This is a genomic window from Micromonospora sp. NPDC048040, assembly GCF_055587185.1.
Genome location: NZ_JBVJGT010000053.1, coordinates 16,222 through 34,373, shown reverse-complemented (window position 1 = coordinate 34,373; position 18,152 = coordinate 16,222). Strand labels below are relative to the sequence as shown.

Here is an 18,152-nt window from a genome sequence, read left to right as displayed (position 1 = left end):
CCTGTGGGACCGGGGGAGCGGCCGTCAGCTCAGGTCACGGAACCGCTGAAGGATGATGATGACGAACGCGACGAGTACCGGTGCGGCGACCATGTCGAGGATCCGCAGGGTCTTCCGCCGCGCCGGCCGCCCGGTGAGCTGCACCACGATCCGGGAGCTGAGCGTCAGCACCAGCAGGGCGAGCACGGCCGCCTGGACGGGCCCGGCCCGGGCCGCGGTGAGGGCGAAGTCCATCATTCCGCCTCCATCCGTCGCCTCCGGCGGTGCTGCAGCCCGCACCGGGCCAGCTCGATCATGGCGGCCAGCGACGCGATCGCGGTGACGACGGCGAGCCCGAGCGGCGGTGACCATCGGTGCAGATGGATCATCCCCTGCGCGACCAGGACGCCGAGGGCGAGGCTGAGCGCGACGCCGACGACGAACCGGCTGGGGCCGTCCGGTATCCGGATCAGACGCGCGAAAGCCAGTCCCGGCGCCACGGCGAGATAGCCGAGGACGACGACCGCCCGCAAGATGCCCGGCACGTCCCAGAGAACGACGTTGAGAACGCCGGCACTGGCGAGAAGTGTCACCAACGCCGGCCAAGGCGAGAGCGGGAGATCCCTCACTGAGGAAGCAGCCGGTTGCTCGGAGAGACGCCGATCGGCGGTCGCGCAGGACTCAACGATCTCCGTCACCACCGCCCCTTTCGCCATTGCTGAGGACATAGACCCGCGCCTCGGAGTTGGTGTAGACAAGCCTGAACCGTCCTGAGTCGACGACCTGGCGTTCCAGGTTTTCGCCCCAGCCGCGCGGCTTGCCCAGGAACGACTCCGCGAAGACGAACTGCCCCTTCGTCATGATCAGGTACGCGCCCTTCGGGTTGCGCCGCATCTCTTCCTCGATCGCCATGACGCTCGTCGGCCCGAGGTCCTCGCCGAGGGGCCGGTACCGGTACCGTTCGACGCCCTGCGCCCGCCAGGGGACGTTGGACGTCACCGAGACGAACGAGACGCCCTCCGGAGCGTGTGCGTAGAGCCACTCGACGGCTTGGTGGTCGGCCGGGCGTACCTGCTCGAACGCCTCATTCCCGTATCGGGCGACGAAGAACGCGCCGATGAGCACGGTACTCAGCGCGCCCGCGATGAGGGCCGAGGTGACGCGACGCCGCGCCGGCCACACCGGGACCAGCAACGCGGCCAGCAGGATCGCCATGAACGGCAGGGCGAAGGCGTAGACCCGAAGGAAGATCTCGCCGCCGTAGCTCTGCATCCCCAGGAGGAGGAACGGTGCCCCGGCGAGTGCCAGCAGACCCAGGTCGGCATCACCCCGGCGCATTCGTCGCCACGCGCCGGCCGCGGCCAGCCCCCAGACCGACACCGCGAGGACGAGTCGCAGCAGCACGACCACCTGGTGCCCCTCGTCGCCCCGCACCCGTTCGACCGCCCCGTCGTTGATGGTGCCGCCGACCTGTCCGAAGTTGCCGAACATGTCGTCCAGGTGCCCCGCCCAGTACACGACGGCCCCGTAGCTGATGTAGGCCATGAGCACGACGGCGAGCAGGACCGGCAGCGTGCGGAGCGTGCACCGGCGGACCAGCGCCAGCGCACCGACGGCAACCACGATCGCGATCGGGGTGAGCTGGTGGCTGACGGTGCTGGCCGCGAAGAGGGCGAGGATCACCGCCACCAGACCGACCAGCGACGCCGGGCTGGCCTGATGGGCCACGGGTTCGAGCAGCAGCGGCCTCGGCGGCAGCCGGAGCAGGCGCAGCAGCAGACCGACCGGGCTTCGCCGGGGCCGCGTGCGCTGCCGGCCGCCGTACCGGACGGGCCGGAACCAACGGAGCAGCAGCATCAGCAGGACGAGGTAGAAGAGGTAGTTCAGCGCCTGGGGGCCGAAGTAGTCCTGCCCGACCCAGTTGGCGGGAAAGAACAGCCAGAGGGCGAGCCACGCCGTCCGCGCGTCAGCCGACGTCACCCGGGCCAGCCGGAACGCCGCAGCGCCGTAGAGCAGGTTGAACGCCACGGGCGCCCAGGCGAGCAGCGGCATGGCGTCCGGCATCCCGGCCGCCCGCGTGGCCATGGCCGCCAGTGCGAAGAATCCGGGCCAGCTGAAGCGGGCGTCCAGCTCCGGCAGCGTCTCCCCGGTACGGGCGATGTAGTCGGCGAAGCCGACGTGCAGCCAGCCCGGGATCATGCGCGGCAGTGGTTCGATGATCGGCGCCGCACCGAAGAGCAGGACGACGAGCACCCCCACGTGTGCGGCGAGCAGGGTGTCCGAGGCCCTGCGGGTGCGGAAGACGCCCTGCAGGAAACTCGCGGTCAGCACGGCCAGTGCGGCGTACAGCTCGGGCCGGAGCGCGGTGACCAGGCCGAGCGACCCGATGTCGGCGACGTCCCCCCGCCGCAGGGCCCAGACCCCGAGCGCGAGCGCCGCCGCGGGCGCGGCCCACTCGACGCCAGCAAGCAGGCCCTCCCGGATCCGCTGACCGGCGGTGGCCGCCGGGGCGGCCAGCAGTGCGCCGTCACCGCTCACGACGCGCGCCGTAGCAGCTGGATCATCGACGGCAGGACGGCGCCCGCCACCACGACCTGTCCGGCGAGGTAGGCGACGCCGACCCCGACGACCCCGATCTCGGCCATCGCGACCAGCGCCAGCGACAGGACCAGCGTGCTCGTGGCCGCGTGCACGGCGATGATCCGCCCCACCCGGCGTTGCACACGGGACGCCGCGACGAAGACGGTCAGCACCAGCTTGGGCAGCACCGCGATGGCGAAGAGCCGCAGCGTGCCGGAGCCGGTCGCGGCGTAGTCGCTGCCGAACAGGGTCAGCAGCAGCGGCGCCGACACGCAGAGCAGGATGACCGCCGGTACGAAGAGGAGCAGGCCCCGTCGCAGCACCTGCCGCGCGTACGCCGCGAGGCGCGACTCGTCGGCGGCGGCCTCCACGGTCAGCGAGGTGCCGAAGTGGTACGCCACCAGTTCCAGGGAGCCGCCGAGCAGCCAGGCCACGTAGAAGACGCCGTTGGCTTCGGCGCCCAGCCGGGCGGTCACGATCAACGGCAGCGCGTTCGTGCCGGCCTGCATGAACAGATATCCGACGTAGTCCAGCGCCACGAACCGGGCGAGCACCCGGCGGGCCGGCAGCGCCGCTTCGGTGCGGCGGGCCCGCTGCCTGGGCAGCAGCCGGCGGAAGACCAGCACGTTGACGGGGACGAGCGCCGCGACAACCGCCAGGTTCCACGAGACGAAGATGCCCAGGGTCGGTACGGCGCCGGCGAGCAGCACCAGCAGCGCGATCTTGACGAGCCCGAAAATGGTGTTCTCGATCGGGACCCAGACGACACCGCGCAGGGCGGTCAGCACGCTGTCCTGCAGGGTGAAGACGCACCAGGCGGCGACGGAGAGGGCGAACGCCACAGCGAGCAGGGGAGTGCGGTCCAGGAAATCGAGCCGGTCGGTGACCCGGGGGGCGAGCAGCAGGAAACCGCCGCTCAGGGCGAGCGCCGCGAGACAGGTGAGCCCGTAGGAGTACCCGACCAGCCGACTGCCCTGACCGGCGGCGGCCGGTAGGAAGCGGGCGAGCGCTCCGTTCAGATTGAGCTGCGCGAGGTTGCTGAGAAATGTCATCGTGGACACCATCGCCGCCCCGACGCCGAGTTCGACCGGCGAGTAGAGGCGGGCGGCGAGAGCCCAGTACGCGATGCCGAGCAGTGAGCTCACCGCCGTGTTGAGCATCAGCGCGTAGACGTTGCCGTTCAGCGGGTCGCGCAGGTGCTGCCGCAGCCGTACGCCGATCGGCTCGGCGACGGTGCCGACGCCGGGAGTCGCGCGACCCACCGACGGGTCCGCCGTCCCAGCTCGCTGGGCACTCACGACATCAGCCCTCCTCCCGTCCCCGGGCTCTCCCCGCGGTCACGACGTCGGCCGGCTCAGCCGCGGATCCGCACCGTGCACCAGGTGGCGGGCCCGCCGGTACGCGCGCCAGCCCCTGGTGAGCAACCGCTCGCCGTGCCACGCCAGCGGCCAGCCGGTGCCGTCGAGCAGGGCCCCGATGCCGGCGACACCGGTGTCCCGCTCGATCAGCACCCGGGCGATGGCGAAGACGTCATCGCCCGGGTGGCTCAGCGCGTTCTTGACGCCACAGGCGGAGGAGTAACCGGCGGCGCGCACCGCGGTCCGCACGGCGTCGCTGTGGTAGCCGTACGGATAGGCGAAGGACCGGATCGGCGTCCCCAACCCGTCCTCCAGCACCTGCCGGCTCCCGGCGACCTCCTGCCGCAGCTCGGCCCGGCGGAGGCAGTCGAGGGCGCGGTGGCTCTGGCTGTGCGACCCGATCTCCACCCCGTGCGAGCGCAGATCACGCAGCTGGTCCCAGTCGAGTGACGGATCCCCGTCCGGCGGCGGCGTCGCGCCCACTCGCGCGGCGATGACGAACGCCGTCGCCGTGAGCCGGTACCGGCGGAGCACCGGCAGTGCGGTTTCGGCGAGGTCGGGAAAGCCGTCGTCGAAGGTGACCAGCACTGGTCGCGGCGGCAGCGGGGCCAGCCCGCGCAGCACGGCCGCGTAGTCGCCGACGGTCATCGGCGTACGCTCGCGCGCCCGGATCAGCGCCATCTGCTCGTCGAAGTCGCCCGGCGACACCGACCAGCGCAACGTGCCGTCGCGGCGCAGGTCGCCGACGCTGTGATAGCAGAGGACGGGGACGACGATCTCCGCTGCCGGGTTCATCGGCGGCTCCTCGCGAATCGGACCGCGGCGGCGGCGTAATGGACCGGCCCGAGCGCCAGCCCGCAGAGTTCAACGGCCGTCAGCCAGGCGGGGTAGCCCTTCTGCTTGCGGCCGTTCTTTGCCGAGCCGGGCCGCAGGGCGTAGGCGACGCCGCGGGGCAGCCGCGCCAGCAGCTCCCGTCGGGTGGTGGGGTCGTTCGCCAGGCATTTCGTCAGCACCGCGCCGAGGCCGACCCCGTACTGGTACATGGTCCGTCGTAGCGCCCGCACCTCACGTCGGTGGGTGTGCCAGACAATGGCCCCCGGCTCGTACGCCAGCACGTGACCGGCCAGCACCGTACGCAGCAGGACGTCGATGTCCTCCCCGCTGCGCAGCCGCGGATCGAAGCCGCCCAGCCGCAGCAGCGCGTCCCTGCGCAACGCCATGTTGGCGCCGGAGCCGTACGAGCCGGGCAGGTACGGGTGCAGCGACCGCGGTGGAAGGTCCACCCGACGGGCGGCTCCCGCCTCGAGCGTGGCGAACCCGGCCCGGTCGAACCGCCGCCGCTGGCAGCCCTTGCCGTAGCCGCCGTACTGCTCCAGCCAGATCTGCGACGGCGTGTCGAGTTCCCGGGCGAGGACCTGACCGGTCACCGCGGCGACGTCGTCGTCGGTGAAGCCGTCGACGAGGCTGCGTAGCCACCCCCGGTCGAGGATCACGTCGTCGTCGGCGTAGGCCACGATCGCGCCCCGAGCCTCGGCCAACCCCCGGTTGCGGGCGTGCGCGACGCCGGGTCGCGGCTCCCCGGCGTAGCGGAACCGGGGATCGTCGGCGGCGCGCCGGGCGACGATCCGCGCCGTTTCGGTGACCTGCGGCGCGTTGTCCACAACGATGATCTCGTAGTCGGGGTAGTCGAGCGCGGCGAGCGAGTCGAGGGTGGACTCGAGCAGCGGCGTGCGTCCACAGGTGGGCACCACCACGCTGACGAAGGCGGACTGCTCCACCGCCCGTCGACGGGAAGGACACGACCCGGCGTCGCCGGTTGCGGCCGCGTCGGAAAGGTGCGCCTCCCCGGGGCCGCCGCTCTCCTCGGCCGGCTCGGAGTCGAGGCGGTCGAACGTGGGCAGGCCGTCGTGCCGCCGGTGCGCGTCGATCGCCGCGGACAGCCGGGACCGGATGGTGGCGGTGAGCGCCGGCGCAGCCAGCCCGCCGGCCGGCAGCGGGACATCGACCAGCCCGAGCGGCTGCCCGTGCAGCCGGACCAGGACCTGCGCGGCGCCGTACCGGATGTCGTCCGGCCCGCCGGTGTCGGGTACGTCGGGCACCCCCTCGGACAGCTCGACGGTGACCACCCGCACGGGTGCCGGACCCGTCCGGCGCCGGGGGACCGGCGTGCTCACCGCCTGGGAGGCGCGAAGGGCGTGGGCCGAGACGTAGCCGGCGGTGGTGACCAGCAGCCCGACGACGATCGCCGCGGAGCGCAGCAGCCCGGCAGGGTCACCGTGCCGGAGCTGGCGCACGCCGCGGCGCACCCCGGCGGGCAGCGTGCGGCGGGTGTACGTGCGCTCGGTGGCGAGTCCGGCGTCGCTGCCGACCAGCCGGGCGACCACGGCCTTGGACCGCCCCTCCGAGAAGCACCGCTGCCGGAAGTAGCGCCACTTCGCCCGGTCCGTGGTCACTCGATGCCGCACCCGGGCCGCCGGCTCGTAGAGCACCACGCCGTCCGGTTCGAGCTGCCGGATACGGATGCAGAGTTCCGTCTCCTCGCAGCCGACCGGCGTCCGGCCGACTCGGCCGAGCGCCGGGTCGAAGCCCGCGGTGCGATCCAGGATCGACCGCCGGAAGGACATGTTGCAGCCGATGACGTTCCGCACGGGCGCGACCTCGGTGGGCTGGCCGGTGAAGCTGCACCCGACCACCCAGTCGAACTCGGACGGCAGCCACCGTGGCCGTTCCCCCTCCCAGTCCGGCAGGGCGTGGCCGCCGACCGCCAGCACCCGCTCGTCCTGGTAGTGCGGCAGCAGCCGGGCCAGCCAGTCGGGTTCCGCCGCGGCGTCGTCGTCGAGGAAGGCGACGATCTCACCGGTCGCCCGGGCCAGCCCGGTGTTGCGGGCCGCCGAGAGGCCGCGCGGGCCGCTGCTCGGAACGACGGTCAGCTCGGGGAACGTGGCGCGCGCCCGCTCCAGCAGCGCCGGGTTGTGGTCGACGACCACGACGACCTGCGCCGGCGGTACCTCCTGCGCCAACGCGGAGCCGACCGCCCGGACGATCTGGTGCCACCGCCGCTCCGTGTAGACGCAGATGACCACGGTCGCGGTCGGGGCCGAGCCGGACCCGGCCGGCGCCTCCGGAACGAGGACGGTGATCGGCTCAGACGTTGACGAGGACGCGCTCGACGTTGCTGCGGACCCAGCGTGGATCGTCATGGTCACCTTCCGAGTCGAGGAAGAGCAGGATGTGGCGTAGCCAATAGAGGAGGAGGGCCGGGCGCGGTGGGATGCCGTCCAGCCAGTCGGCCACCTCGCCGGCGGGGACGTAGAGCGTCCGGTCGATGCCGTGGCGCAGCGCGTGGACGACGATCTCGCCGAGTTCGTCGCCGCGGGCCAGCCGACGGGCGAGGACGTGCAGGTGCAGCAGATCGTGCAGAGGGAGTTGCCTGTCCGCGGCCTGGTCCCAGTCGACGATTCCGGTCACCTGGCCGTCCATCGAGCTGGCCAGTAGGTTGCCGGGCCAGAAGTCGCCGTGGATCCAGGAGGTGTGAACGGTGCGGCCGACGAGGGCGACCATGAGCTCCTCCCGTAGCCGCCGGACCGTGTCGAGGAGCCGACCGCCACGCGGGTGGCGAGCGAAGAACTCCTCCAGCCGCCGGAGCGGGGCGTCCACCCACCCCGTCACGGCGGCCCGGTCGAGCAGGGTCCGTTCCCGGGTCTGCGCGTGGAGGTCGTGGATGACCCGGCTGGCGGAGGCGAGCAGCGCGCCCCGCCGGGCACGCCGCAGCATCATCCCGCTCGCAGGAGCGCCGCGCAGCGCCACTTCCACGCAGTAGTAGCGCCCGTCGATCTCTCCTTGCGCCGCACAGTGCGGCAGGACCGGGCGCAGGGCGGGCAGGCGCGGGTCTGCCCGCAGAAGGTCGAGTATCTCGGTCTGGCGCCGCAGCCCCTCGATGGCCCGGCCGGTCCAGGGCACCTTGACCATGTAGCGGCCGCCGGTGCCGCGGCCCCGTACCGCCGCCACGGCGACGGACGTGCTGGTGAAGGCGACGGTCTCGGTCCGCCACCAGGTGTCGTCGGTGGCGGTCGCCCGGGCGACCAGGCGGGGAGCGACCGTGGCGGTCCAGCTCCGTTCGGGCCGGTGCAGCCAGGAGGCGAGCCGGTCGCGCAGGACCGGCTGCGCCCACTGGACCGCGCCCCTCACCGTGTCCTCCGCTCGACGTAGTGCCGCCAGATCCGGCCGAGCGCGTCGGCGAGCACCACTTCCGGTGCCCGGTCGGCGTCCACGCGCTCCAGGTGCGGAATCCGTCGGCGCAGCCGCCGGTACTGCTCGCGTTCCCGCTCGAGGTGCGCCGGGTCGTACTCCCCGGAGCGGCGGTACATGACCGACCCCGGGACGTCCAGCAGCAGCACCACGTCGGGTGCCGGGCAGAGCCGGCTCAGCAGCTGGAAGTACGGCCACTTGAGCCACACCAGCGGCCCGCGCGGCGGGAGCAGCGCGTCGTAGACGTACCGGTCGTAGACCACCATCCGGCCCAGGGCCCGGTGGCACGTGGCCATCAGGTACCGGCGCCACACGGTGAACGGGCGCAGCGAAATGCGTACGGCCTGCTCGGCAACGCTGCGCGGCGCCTCGGTCGACGGCCAGAGCCCCATGTAGACCCGGCGTACCGGAAAGTAGAACGTCGACTCGATGCCCTGCGCCAGGGTGGATTTCCCGGACCCGTCGGGGCCGAGGAGGGCGACGTCCGCGCCCCGGCGACTCCACGCCTGCAAGGGCCGCTCGATCGCGCGCAGGGTGGCCGAGCCGACGACACGGCGCGCCGCGCTGGCCGGATGGGCCCGCCACCAGCCGGCGAGCAGTTGCCGGCGGACGGCCGGCAGCGCCGCCGGACGACCGACCCGCCAGTACGCCAGAAGCATCCGGGCCGCCCGGTCCGGCAGCGCCCGGGGGAGTGGACCGTCGAGCGTGGCGTGGTCCTCCAGGTGCCGCAGACGACGGAGGTGGTGGCCGGCGACGGTGCCCTTGTCGAGCACGCAGTGCAGCAGCAGCGACCAGAACTCGTCCCCTGGCGCGAGTACCCACACGTCGTCCTGGCGGGCGCGGCGGTCCAGGCACTGTCCGGCGACCAGGGTGCGCACCTCGAAGTGACGGCCGTAGGCGAGTTCGGTCACCAGGTCGAGTTCGACCCACGAGCTGGTGGCGTCGTCGAGCCCCAGGAAGAACCGGTGACTGCCCCGGCCGTGACCTGCCAGGCGGATCAGGCCGTGGGTCTCGATGACGGCCACCGTCCGCGCGAGATCGGCCGGCGCGATCAGGAGGTCCAGGTCTCCGGGGCCGGTGAGCGCCTCCGGACCGCCCCGCAGCAGGCACCAGCGCACGCCGGCCTCGTCGAGGCCGGCCAGCACCGCCCGGGCGAGCCCGCGCGCGGCCCTCGCCGGTTCGGCCGGCCGTGGCGGCACCGCATCCCCCGCGGCCGCGGTCCTCGTCGGCGTGGTCACGTCATCGCCGCTCATCGTGTCTCCGACGAGGGTGCGGCCGCGTCGGTCAGGCGAAGGCATCGACCCGCCGGTACGGTCGGCGCCGACGGCCAGGGGACCGCGAATTCCACCGGTGTGTCGGCCCGCAGTGGGAGATACCGGACCTCGTACGGCCCGAGGTTCAGCGGCCGTCCCTGAATCTGCAGGTCGATCCGGTCGCCGTCGTTGTGCACCAGGAGGACGCCCGCCCGGCCCCAGGCCAGGCCCAGCTCGGGTGCCGGCCAGGCGACGGCGTCGGGTCCGGCGCGGTCAGCGAGCACCTGCTGCAGCCGGGCGACCGCCTCCCCGTACGCCAGGGGCCGTCCCCCGTCGTCGCCGTTCGTCGAGCTCCAGAGCGCGGGCCCGTGCGGCTGCCCGGTGTCGCCCTGGGGTTCCCAGATCAGTGCCGCCGTCGCGCCCTGGTCGGCCATGTGCAGAAGGGCAGCGACGGCCCGGGCGGTCAGTTGCTGCTGCCCGGCGGCATAGGCCCGGCCCACGTGGAACTCGCTCCACCAGATCGGCAGGGACGTCCGCTGACGCAGCCATCGGGTGAGCGCGCCGAAGAGTTCGCCGCTGGTGGTGGTCGCCGTGATCGTGCCCTGGTCACGGGTCGACAGGCCGGCGTCGACGGCGACGAAGTCCGCGCCGCGCTTGTGCCGGAGCCAGTAGTCCAGCGCGTCGAGTCCGCGCTGGTCGACCACGCCACAGGCGCCGGCGAGCGCCGACGGGTGACTGGCGGTCTTCGCGTTCGCCCAGATGTCGATGACGACGTACGGGCCACCGACGGCGATGGTGGAGTCCACCGCCTTGAGCGCGTCGTACACCGCGTTGTAGAGCCTGGTGTAGGACTCGTAGTCCCAGCGGTTCCCGGCTGCGTTCCAGAAGCCCTTCATCTCGTTCCAGACCTGGAAGTGCCGCACGTCCCGATAGCGTCTGGCGACTGCCGCGGCGAGCGCCGCGAAGTCGGCGTAGTGCTCAGGACGGGGCGCGACCTCCAGCCGTTTCCAGTTGGTCTCCCCGGGTCGTCCACCCTTCATCCAGTCCGGGGCGCAGCAGAGCGTGATGACCGGGGTGCCGCGGGTCGACCTGATCAGGTTCACCCGCCGGTCCAGGGAGGACCAGTCGAACGTGCCCGGGCTCGGCTGCGGATTCTCCGCCCCCCAGCCGAGGATGTGCTGATTCTGGTAGCTGGCGGTCGCCGTCAGGACGGCCTTGGCGGAAATGGTGGCGGGTGCGCTGCCCCAGTCGTCGATCGAGTAGCGAGTGTGGGTGACGCCCAGGGAAAGGGTGCGCGGGTCGGGACGGTGGCTCTGTGGCGCCGACCAGTCGTATCCGGCCGCGTCCGAGCCGATCGGGAGGCCTTCGGCGTCGTCCGGCGGGTTCGAGGCGGGGCGGTCGAAAGTCACGAGCAGAGCGATCGCGGTCAGGGCCGCGGCAAGGACCAGCCACCGGTGGCCAGCAGGCCGGGACAGGCCTGGCCGGCGACGTGGGGTACGGCTCATCACTACTCCCGCACCTGCCGGAGCGCCAGGATTCGGCGTACGCCACCGCGGGCGCGCTGGACCAGCGGAGTGATCGGCAACCGCTCGATCCGGTAGCTGGCGTAGTCCTGGCTGACAGCGCCGAAGCGGCTCTTGAACAACTCCAACGAGGAGACCCGGGCGGAGTCGCCCATGTTGTAGGACGTGCACCCCGCCGCGACCGCGTCCGCGATCGCGGTCTTGTGCAGCAGGTAGTTGGCGTAGACCGGGCCGGCGAGCTTCTCCAGCATCGCACCGCGCCAGTACATGGCCGTCCTCGCGCCGAGCAGCACGACGATCGCGGCGACCGGTCGTCCCTCGTGGTACGCGGCGTACACCCGGCACCGGGAACCGAGCACGGCCGCGACGGTGCTCAACTTCCGGGGCGGTTCCCGCCGGGCCGCCAGCCGTCGGGCGAGCGGCAGCGGGAGACCGTCGCGTCGCGCCCATCGGTCGACGGACTCCCGGTAGAGCTGCTGGAAGACCCGGACCAGATCGCCCCTGTCGTCACACTCGACGAGGACGCCGGCCCGCTCCGCGCGCCGGATGCGGTTGCGGGTGTCGCTGCGGAACCGCTTGCGCCAGACCTCGTCGAAGCCGCCGTCGAGGGGGAGCGTCTGCGTCATCCGCTCCTCGCGCAGCACGCTCGCGGGCACCGCCGCGTCCCAGGTCGCGGCCGTCGCCGGGTCGGGACGGACCAGGGTGCTCAGCACGTACCGCTGTCCCAGGTCGTTGACCACCATCCGGACGTCCTCCGGACGGAGTACGCCACCGTCGCAGACCAGCCCGCCCGGTCCCCAGCCCACAGGGAGTCCGAAGTCCGTGGCGAGGATCGGACCGAGTCCCGGGCGCCGTACCAGCGGAAGGACAAGTCGCCGCCTGTCGGCCGTCTCGTAGAGCCGGGAGACGTCCTCGTAGCCTTCGACCATGCAGACGCAGCGGAGCCACGTCGGCGTCTGGCTGGGCAGGGCGTTCGGCGCGGAGGCGAGCACCTGCTCCCACGCGTCGACCGGTGCCGGACTCGTCACCCGCAGCGGTCGCAGGTCGCCGGACGCCCCCCGGAGGCCGGGCTCGAGGCTGGTTCCGACGCTCACAACGAGCCCAGCTGGAGGTCGGCGTGCCAGTAGCGCTGGGTGGCGTCGTTGCTGGCCATGACCACCATGCCGGTGGTGCTGGTGACGCTCTGCTTGGTGGCCGTCACATTGTTCATGTTGGGCGAGAGGGCGTCCCTGATGACCGGCGTACCGCGGCCGTCGGGGAAGGCGATGCCATCCATCGGGGAGCTCTTCATGAAGATCGTTCCCGGGTAGCCCGTGTAGGGACACCCACTGTCCGGCGCGGTCATGAAGACGTACAGCGTCTGGTGTTCGGAGTCGATCAGCAGTACCGGCCGGGTGTGGCAGTCCTTGATCCGCCCGACCCGGTGGCTGGACCACTCGCCGGTCGACGGGTCCCGGGCGAGGAGCATGATCAGGGGTGCCGACATCGCGGCGCCGGCGTCGTCGAGTCCGGTCTTGACGACCGCGAAGACCCGTCCGGAGGCGTCGGCCTGGAGTGCCTTGAGGTTGATGTGGTCGTCGGCGCTGTTCGGACCCTGGATCGCCGTACGCGTGACGTTCCACGTATCACGCGGCGCACCGTCGATGTGCTCGGCGAAGTAGACCGCGGACTTCACCTGGTTGCTCCACATCACGCCGGTCCGGCTGCCGCCGAAGGTCACCACCGACGAGATGTCGTCGCTGGACAGGTCGGTGGCGGCGGCGACCGGGAGCACGAACGGCGTGCCCCAGACCGGGTCCCCGCCCGTGGTGTTGTTCACGTAGACCTTCGAGCCCTGCGTCCAGGTCGCCCAGAGCACACCCGTCGAGTCCTTGTCGATGGTGAGGGTCTCGCTGGAGTAGTTGGTGATCTGCACCGGGAAGCCGGGGTCGCGGGAGTAGGTCTTCGTTGCGGCGTCGTAGCTGAAGCGGTAGAGCCGGGCCGGGTTCCCGGAGGCCGCGCCCGCGGAGGAACTGGCCCGGACGTGCGAGGAGACGTAGAGCTTGGTGCCGTCCCACAGCACGTCGGACCGGGTTTTCGGCCGGTTGTCGACGACGGTCCCGGTGTCCACCCACTGCTGGCTGGAGCGGTCCAGCCGGAAGGCGTGGTGGGTCTGGCTGCTGGTGTGGAAGAGCACCGCCCACCAGGTGCCGTCGTTCCACCACAGCTTGCTTTCCGGCTTCTCGCCGGTCGCCGCGGAGCCGGCACCCGCAGTGGAGGGACCGACGTAGCCGATGTCGCCGGTCGCCGCCCTGGCTGGTGCGGCGAGCCCACCGGTCACCGTTGCGGCGCCGATCAGCACGCCGAACACCAGGGCCAGGGCGTAGGACGTGCGCGCCGGCCGGGCACGGCGCAGGGGACGGGTCATCATCGCGGCAGCTCGCTCAGCGTCGGGCTGCTCGGCTCGGCGGCCAGGGGCTGCCATTGGTGCAGCACGCGGTGGTCGATCGGGTCCACCACCGGCCGGGGGCGCCGTACGATCCGCTCCCGGATGAGCGTCCGGAGCACCCGCTGACCGTCCCGGAAGGTACGCAGGTTGGAGGTGCCGTAGCGGCGGGCGAGTTCGTTGCTCGGCACCTCGGCGATACGCAGGTTCGCCTTCAGCGCGTGGAGCACGAGCTCGGTCTCGATCTCGAAGCCGTGCGCGGTCAGAGCGAGTGCCGGCAGGCAGTCGCGGCGGAACGAACAGAAGCCGTAGCACAGGTCGGTGAAGCGGACGAGGAACAGGGTGTTCGTCAGCCGCACCAACATCTGGTTCCCGGTCCGGCGCAGCGCCGTCAGGTCGGTCGATCCGCCGGCGGCCAGAAACCGGGAACCCTTGACGAAGTCGTAGCCGTTCATGAGCGGGGTGACGAAGCGGTGGATCTCGGCGGGATCCATGCTGCCGTCGGCGTCGATCATCACGATCAGGTCGCCGGTGGCGGCGGCGAACGCCACCCGCGCCGCGTCGCCCTTGCCCCGGCAGTGCTGCGTCAGCACCACGACGTCCGGCCGGATGGCGCGGGCGACCTCGACCGTACGGTCCGACGAGTGCCCGTCGACGAGGACCACCTCGTCGACCATCGACGGTAGGCGCTCGAGCACCCACGCGATGTTCTGCTCCTCATTGAGCGTCGGGATGACCACGCTCACGGTCTGTCGCTCGTCGCGGCCGTTGACGACTCCGGCGTCGTCCTCGGGCCGTTCCCGCATCCGCAGGATGCTCAGTGGCCGGTCACCGTGCCCGGACGGTGCGGAGAGCGGCGGCTCGGACAGCAGATCGGGCACCTGCGCATCGACGTCCCGGTTCAGGGTCATCTGATCCCCTCCCCGACGGGCCCCGTCAGGTCGTTCCGCGGTGCGAGATCCGTCTCCGGCCTACCACCGGCGGCGACCTTCGATGTCCTTCTCATCAGCTCCACTTCCCCCGTGATACCGGCGCAGCATCGAACCGTTTATTGCCTATTGTCCGGTTTGTTCCGATTTGGCCAATTTGGGCCAAGATGGACAGGGGAAAGCTAACACCGCGCAAAGGAGAACATGCGGGATTTATATGACGGGGCTGGTTGAATGTGGACGAACTGTCGAGTGACGTGTGCCCGCCCCGGCTGAGCCGGGCCGGACCGGTCGGCTGACCTCTTCCGTGGTCGCGTCCGCAACGTCCGAGAAGGCGCATCGATGCGTGGACGGGAAAGGGGAAAACGGCGGTGAAGCGCGGCGGCAGGTGCCGACAAGTAGATTGCAGTGACCGACTGTAATCACCCGGATTGACGGTTTCCGCCTCCGCGCAGGTCCACTCCGCGTTCTGCGTTTCCGCTGGTCAGCTGACTGCATGCGTGCCGACTCGCACAAGCGCCCGTCAACGGAGCTCTATATTCCCTATTTAAGGAGGTGCGTGGGTCAGCACGATCAGTGACCAGCCGCTGCGAGAGCGCGCTTTCGAGGCGGATCTTGCGTGCGCCACGGGCGGAGAGTCCCTGTCACCGAGACCGCGCCGGCCCCGGGGCAACGGTGAGGGAGCGCAGACAACGCGCGGAAGGCCGTAGGACGCCATGAGCTCGGCACGATCACCTTCAGGGCCGCTGTACTTCGCCGAGCGCGGATCGGGGTCGCCCCCCTGCTCATACACGGGTTGATGGTCACCGGGGAGATGTTCGAGCCGGTGATAGAGCACCTCGCCATCCGGCATCGCGTGATCGTTCCCGACATGCGCGGTCATGGGCGGAGTCGGGGACTTCCGCCGCCGTACTCGACGACGCGGCTGGCAGCTGACCTGTCGCAGCTGCTCGACCAGTTGGGCGTCGGCTCCACGGCCGTGCTCGGCTACTCGCAGGGCGGTGCGATCGCTCAACAACTGGTCCTCGACCACCCCGACCGATGTGATCGCCTCGTGCTCGCCTGCACTTTCGCGTTCAACATGGCGACCCTTCGAGAGAAGGTCGAGGGCCACGTACTGCCGCTGGTGTTGCAGGTCGTCGGCATGCGGCTGTTGGCGAAGCTGGTCGTCGCACAGGCGGCGCCGCAGCTCGGCCGGGAACGCGCCGACTGGCTCGCCGGTCTCATGGCAGACCAGGACCGCACGTTGATGATGTCCGCCTGGAAGGAGACGATGGCGTTCGACAGCAGGCGCCGGCTGGGGGAGATCGCGTGTCCGACGCTCGTCATCGCCGCTTCGAATGATCAAGCGGTACCGATCCACCACGCGATGATGCTCCACGACGGTGTCGCTGGTTCCCAGCTCGTCGTCATCGACGATGCTGACCATGCGCTCATCTGGACGCACGCCGACGAGTTCGAGCGTGTGACAGACGATTTCCTCGGGGTCTGATCGGGCATGGCCCGTAGTCGGACGGGGTGCCTGATCGAGGATGGAGCGATCGGCCTCCAGGTGGTCCGGATGATGTTGCGGATCTGGTTGGACAGGTCCAGGGCCGCCACCCTGTACGCCTCGGCCAGCGTCGGGTAGGGGTTCCCCGGTGGGCGCTTCAGCCTCCGGCATCAGCCTTGGTGACCATCTACAGTGGATATGTCCTACACTCCGCCGGTGATCAACAAGAAACGATCGGCCGCCGTCCTCATCGGACTGCTGGCGGCGACCGTGATGACCGGGCCGGCGCCAGCCCTCGCGGACGAGGAGACACCGGTCGAACCGCCGAAGGTCGAGCTGGTGCTCGACGTCAGCGGCTCGATGCGGGCCAAGGACATCGACGGCCGTAGCCGGATCTCCGTCGCCCAGCAGGCCTTCAACGAGGTGGTCGACGCGCTGCCCGAGGAGACCCAGCTCGGTATCCGAGTGCTCGGCGCGACCTACCATGGCAAGGACAAGAAGCTGGGTTGCCTGGACACCCAGCAGATCGTGCCGGTCGGCCCGGTCGATCGGGCGCAGGCCAAGGCCGCGGTGGCGACCCTGCGGCCGACCGGGTTCACCCCGGTCGGGTTGGCTCTGCGCTCGGCCGCCCAGGACCTCGGCACCGGCACGACCGCCCGGCGGATCGTGCTGATCACCGACGGCGAGGACACCTGCGCCCCGCCGGACCCCTGCGAGGTCGCCCGGGAGCTGGCCGCTCAGGGTACGAAGTTGGTGGTCGACACGCTCGGGCTGGCCCCGGACGAGAAGGTGCGTCGGCAACTGCTCTGCATCGCTGGCGCCACCGGCGGCACGTACACCGCCGCACAGAGCGCCGACGAGCTGACCAGCCGGATCAAGCAGCTGGTCGACCGGGCGAAGGACACCTACACGGCGGCCCCGGCCGTGGTCGCCGGGAAGTCGGCGTGCGACGATGCGCCGCTACTCGGCCCCGGCGTCTACAGCGACCGGGAGGCGTTCTCGGAACATCGGTGGTACCGGGTGCCGGTCCGCCCCGGGCAGGAGCTGCGTGTCTCGGTCAGCATGGCGTTGGACCGCCCGGTGAACCGCGACTACGGAGTGCTGCTGCGGGCCACGGCCACCGACGGCCGGGAACTGGTCCGCGGGGTGGACGCGGGCAGCGGCCGCACCGACGTGGTCTCCGCCGGCCTGCGCTGGTCAGCGAGCGAGAAGCAGGCGGACGGGGCGCCACCGACGCCGGACGCCACAACCGCCGTCCCGGCCACCACGGTCTGCCTGGTCGTCAGCAACGCCTTCGCGCCCCGGCCGGGCACCCAGGCGACGCCCGGAATGCCGGTCGAGCTGACCGTGGACGTGGTCGCGTCCTCGCCCGCCCCGGTCGCCCCGGACCTCGGTCGGGGCTGGATGCTGCTGGTGCTGCTGACCGTGGCCGGCCTGCTCACCGGACTGGTCACCGGCCTCCTCACCCGCTGGTGGGTGGCCACCTGGAGGGAGAACTGATGAGTACCCGGACGATCCGGAGCGGAGCGGCGCTGGCCGCCGCCGGCCTGGCCCTGCTGGCCGTCCCCGCACCGGTCCAGGCCGCGCCCACACCCTCGCCGGGCGCCACCCCGGTCACCCGGGCTGGGACCTCCTTTCTGACCGCCGCCAGCATCGCCGGCGGACAGCCGGTCCGGGTCGCCGCCTCCACCGGCGACTACCTGTACTGGTCGTTCCCGGCTGCGGCCGGTGAACGGCACGAGATCGCCGCGACCGTGTCGTTCCCGAAGTCGCGCAGCGGCGCGTCGACCTGGACGATGGAGGTCTTCGACGGGCTACGGCGACGCCAGTCGTGCACGGCCGGCGCGCAGACCCCCACCGTCGCGGCCTCTGCCGGCAGCGTGTCCCTCGGTTGCACCCTGCGACAGGTACGGACCTGGTCCGAGCCCTGGTCGGCCGACCCGCTGCCCGGGACGTACTACGTCCGCCTGTCGGTGGCCGAGCTGCCGGAGGCCGACCTCGGGCTCCCGATCGACGTGGAGCTGCTGGTCAGCGCGGACCGACAGGACTCCCGCGACGACGGCGAGCTCAAGGCGCCGCTGGTGCCGCCCACGCAGGCCGGCACGATACTCAGCGCCGAACCGGCGGCACAACCGGTCGATGAGGACGAGAGCGGGTACCTCGACTGGTTGCCCGGCCTCGGCTCGCGTTGGATCTGGAGCACGGTGGGCGGCGTACTCGCCGCCGTGGCCGGCGTCGCTGGCTTCGCCCTCACCCGCCGTCCCCGCCGGCCGTGACCGGTGCCGGTGGCCGCTCCCCGGGGCGGGGAGCGGCCACCGGCCGGCGCAGGAGAGGAGCCGAAAGCTCGCGGAGCAGGTGCGCCGAG

At 71.6% G+C, this 18,152-nt stretch carries 15 protein-coding genes; 3 read left to right on the top strand and 12 right to left on the bottom strand.

Annotated features, from left to right (window positions below):
- Positions 1-24 precede the first annotated feature (24 nt).
- The 12 genes from ACZ6O2_RS30240 to ACZ6O2_RS30185 form a co-directional block, all read right to left on the bottom strand.
- Positions 25-237: a hypothetical protein gene (locus tag ACZ6O2_RS30240; protein WP_466025260.1), complete on the bottom strand. Its 213-nt coding sequence runs from the start codon at positions 235-237 to the stop codon at positions 25-27.
- The gene (locus ACZ6O2_RS30235) at positions 234-677 is read right to left on the bottom strand and encodes a hypothetical protein (protein WP_466025259.1); all 444 of its coding nucleotides are present in this window, start codon (positions 675-677) and stop codon (positions 234-236) included. The genes ACZ6O2_RS30240 and ACZ6O2_RS30235 overlap by 4 nt, the downstream gene beginning before the upstream one ends.
- Entirely contained in the window at positions 661-2,517 is a 1,857-nt protein-coding gene (locus tag ACZ6O2_RS30230; protein ID WP_466025258.1) for a hypothetical protein, read from the bottom strand. Before ACZ6O2_RS30230 ends, ACZ6O2_RS30235 begins: the two co-directional genes overlap by 17 nt.
- Positions 2,514-3,821 carry a lipopolysaccharide biosynthesis protein gene (locus tag ACZ6O2_RS30225; protein ID WP_350709792.1) on the bottom strand — a complete coding sequence of 436 codons (1,308 nt, stop codon included), beginning with the start codon at positions 3,819-3,821 and terminating at the stop codon, positions 2,514-2,516. Before ACZ6O2_RS30225 ends, ACZ6O2_RS30230 begins: the two co-directional genes overlap by 4 nt.
- 75 nt (positions 3,822-3,896) lie before the next feature.
- Entirely contained in the window at positions 3,897-4,712 is an 816-nt protein-coding gene (locus ACZ6O2_RS30220; protein ID WP_466025257.1) for a polysaccharide deacetylase family protein, read from the bottom strand.
- The gene (locus ACZ6O2_RS30215) at positions 4,709-7,117 is read right to left on the bottom strand and encodes a glycosyltransferase (protein ID WP_466025256.1); all 2,409 of its coding nucleotides are present in this window, start codon (positions 7,115-7,117) and stop codon (positions 4,709-4,711) included. The genes ACZ6O2_RS30220 and ACZ6O2_RS30215 overlap by 4 nt, the downstream gene beginning before the upstream one ends.
- Positions 7,062-8,105, bottom strand: coding sequence for a phosphotransferase family protein (locus ACZ6O2_RS30210; protein WP_466025255.1), 1,044 nt, complete (start codon positions 8,103-8,105; stop codon positions 7,062-7,064). The genes ACZ6O2_RS30215 and ACZ6O2_RS30210 overlap by 56 nt, the downstream gene beginning before the upstream one ends.
- Positions 8,102-9,418, bottom strand: a complete 1,317-nt coding sequence (locus ACZ6O2_RS30205; RefSeq protein ID WP_466025254.1) for a hypothetical protein — start codon at positions 9,416-9,418, stop codon at positions 8,102-8,104. The genes ACZ6O2_RS30210 and ACZ6O2_RS30205 overlap by 4 nt, the downstream gene beginning before the upstream one ends.
- The gene (locus ACZ6O2_RS30200; RefSeq protein ID WP_466025253.1) at positions 9,415-10,923 is read right to left on the bottom strand and encodes a GH39 family glycosyl hydrolase; all 1,509 of its coding nucleotides are present in this window, start codon (positions 10,921-10,923) and stop codon (positions 9,415-9,417) included. The genes ACZ6O2_RS30205 and ACZ6O2_RS30200 overlap by 4 nt, the downstream gene beginning before the upstream one ends.
- Before the next feature lie 2 nt (positions 10,924-10,925).
- Positions 10,926-11,969: a GNAT family N-acetyltransferase gene (locus tag ACZ6O2_RS30195; RefSeq protein WP_466025252.1), complete on the bottom strand. Its 1,044-nt coding sequence runs from the start codon at positions 11,967-11,969 to the stop codon at positions 10,926-10,928.
- A 62-nt stretch (positions 11,970-12,031) separates the two neighbouring features.
- Positions 12,032-13,351 (bottom strand): hypothetical protein, encoded by a 1,320-nt coding sequence (locus ACZ6O2_RS30190; protein WP_466025251.1) that lies wholly within the window; start codon positions 13,349-13,351, stop codon positions 12,032-12,034.
- Positions 13,348-14,277 (bottom strand): glycosyltransferase family 2 protein, encoded by a 930-nt coding sequence (locus tag ACZ6O2_RS30185; protein WP_466025250.1) that lies wholly within the window; start codon positions 14,275-14,277, stop codon positions 13,348-13,350. The genes ACZ6O2_RS30190 and ACZ6O2_RS30185 overlap by 4 nt, the downstream gene beginning before the upstream one ends.
- Before the next feature lie 748 nt (positions 14,278-15,025).
- On the opposite strand from ACZ6O2_RS30185, the gene ACZ6O2_RS30180 reads away from it, so the two are divergent.
- From ACZ6O2_RS30180 to ACZ6O2_RS30170, 3 genes are all read left to right on the top strand, one after another.
- Complete coding sequence (locus ACZ6O2_RS30180; protein ID WP_466025272.1) at positions 15,026-15,787, top strand: alpha/beta fold hydrolase; 762 nt, start codon at positions 15,026-15,028, stop codon at positions 15,785-15,787.
- 216 nt (positions 15,788-16,003) lie between these two features.
- On the top strand, positions 16,004-17,287 hold the full coding sequence (locus ACZ6O2_RS30175) for a VWA domain-containing protein (RefSeq protein ID WP_466025249.1): 1,284 nt from the start codon (positions 16,004-16,006) through the stop codon (positions 17,285-17,287).
- A complete protein-coding gene (locus tag ACZ6O2_RS30170; protein ID WP_466025248.1) occupies positions 17,287-18,063 on the top strand; it encodes a peptidase in 777 nt (258 codons plus the stop codon). Before ACZ6O2_RS30175 ends, ACZ6O2_RS30170 begins: the two co-directional genes overlap by 1 nt.
- Positions 18,064-18,152 lie beyond the last annotated feature (89 nt).

What these genes read in the sequence shown, in the direction of transcription:
- ACZ6O2_RS30240 (WP_466025260.1), bottom strand. Translation starts at nt 237, where the DNA reads ATGATGGACTTCGCCCTCACCGCGGCCCGGGCCGGGCCCGTCCAGGCG.
- ACZ6O2_RS30220 (WP_466025257.1), bottom strand. Translation starts at nt 4,712, where the DNA reads ATGAACCCGGCAGCGGAGATCGTCGTCCCCGTCCTCTGCTATCACAGC.
- ACZ6O2_RS30215 (WP_466025256.1), bottom strand. Translation starts at nt 7,117, where the DNA reads ATGACGATCCACGCTGGGTCCGCAGCAACGTCGAGCGCGTCCTCGTCA.
- ACZ6O2_RS30205 (WP_466025254.1), bottom strand. Translation starts at nt 9,418, where the DNA reads ATGAGCGGCGATGACGTGACCACGCCGACGAGGACCGCGGCCGCGGGG.
- ACZ6O2_RS30200 (WP_466025253.1), bottom strand. Translation starts at nt 10,923, where the DNA reads ATGAGCCGTACCCCACGTCGCCGGCCAGGCCTGTCCCGGCCTGCTGGC.
- ACZ6O2_RS30190 (WP_466025251.1), bottom strand. Translation starts at nt 13,351, where the DNA reads ATGATGACCCGTCCCCTGCGCCGTGCCCGGCCGGCGCGCACGTCCTAC.
- ACZ6O2_RS30185 (WP_466025250.1), bottom strand. Translation starts at nt 14,277, where the DNA reads ATGACCCTGAACCGGGACGTCGATGCGCAGGTGCCCGATCTGCTGTCC.
- ACZ6O2_RS30170 (WP_466025248.1), top strand. Translation starts at nt 17,287, where the DNA reads ATGAGTACCCGGACGATCCGGAGCGGAGCGGCGCTGGCCGCCGCCGGC.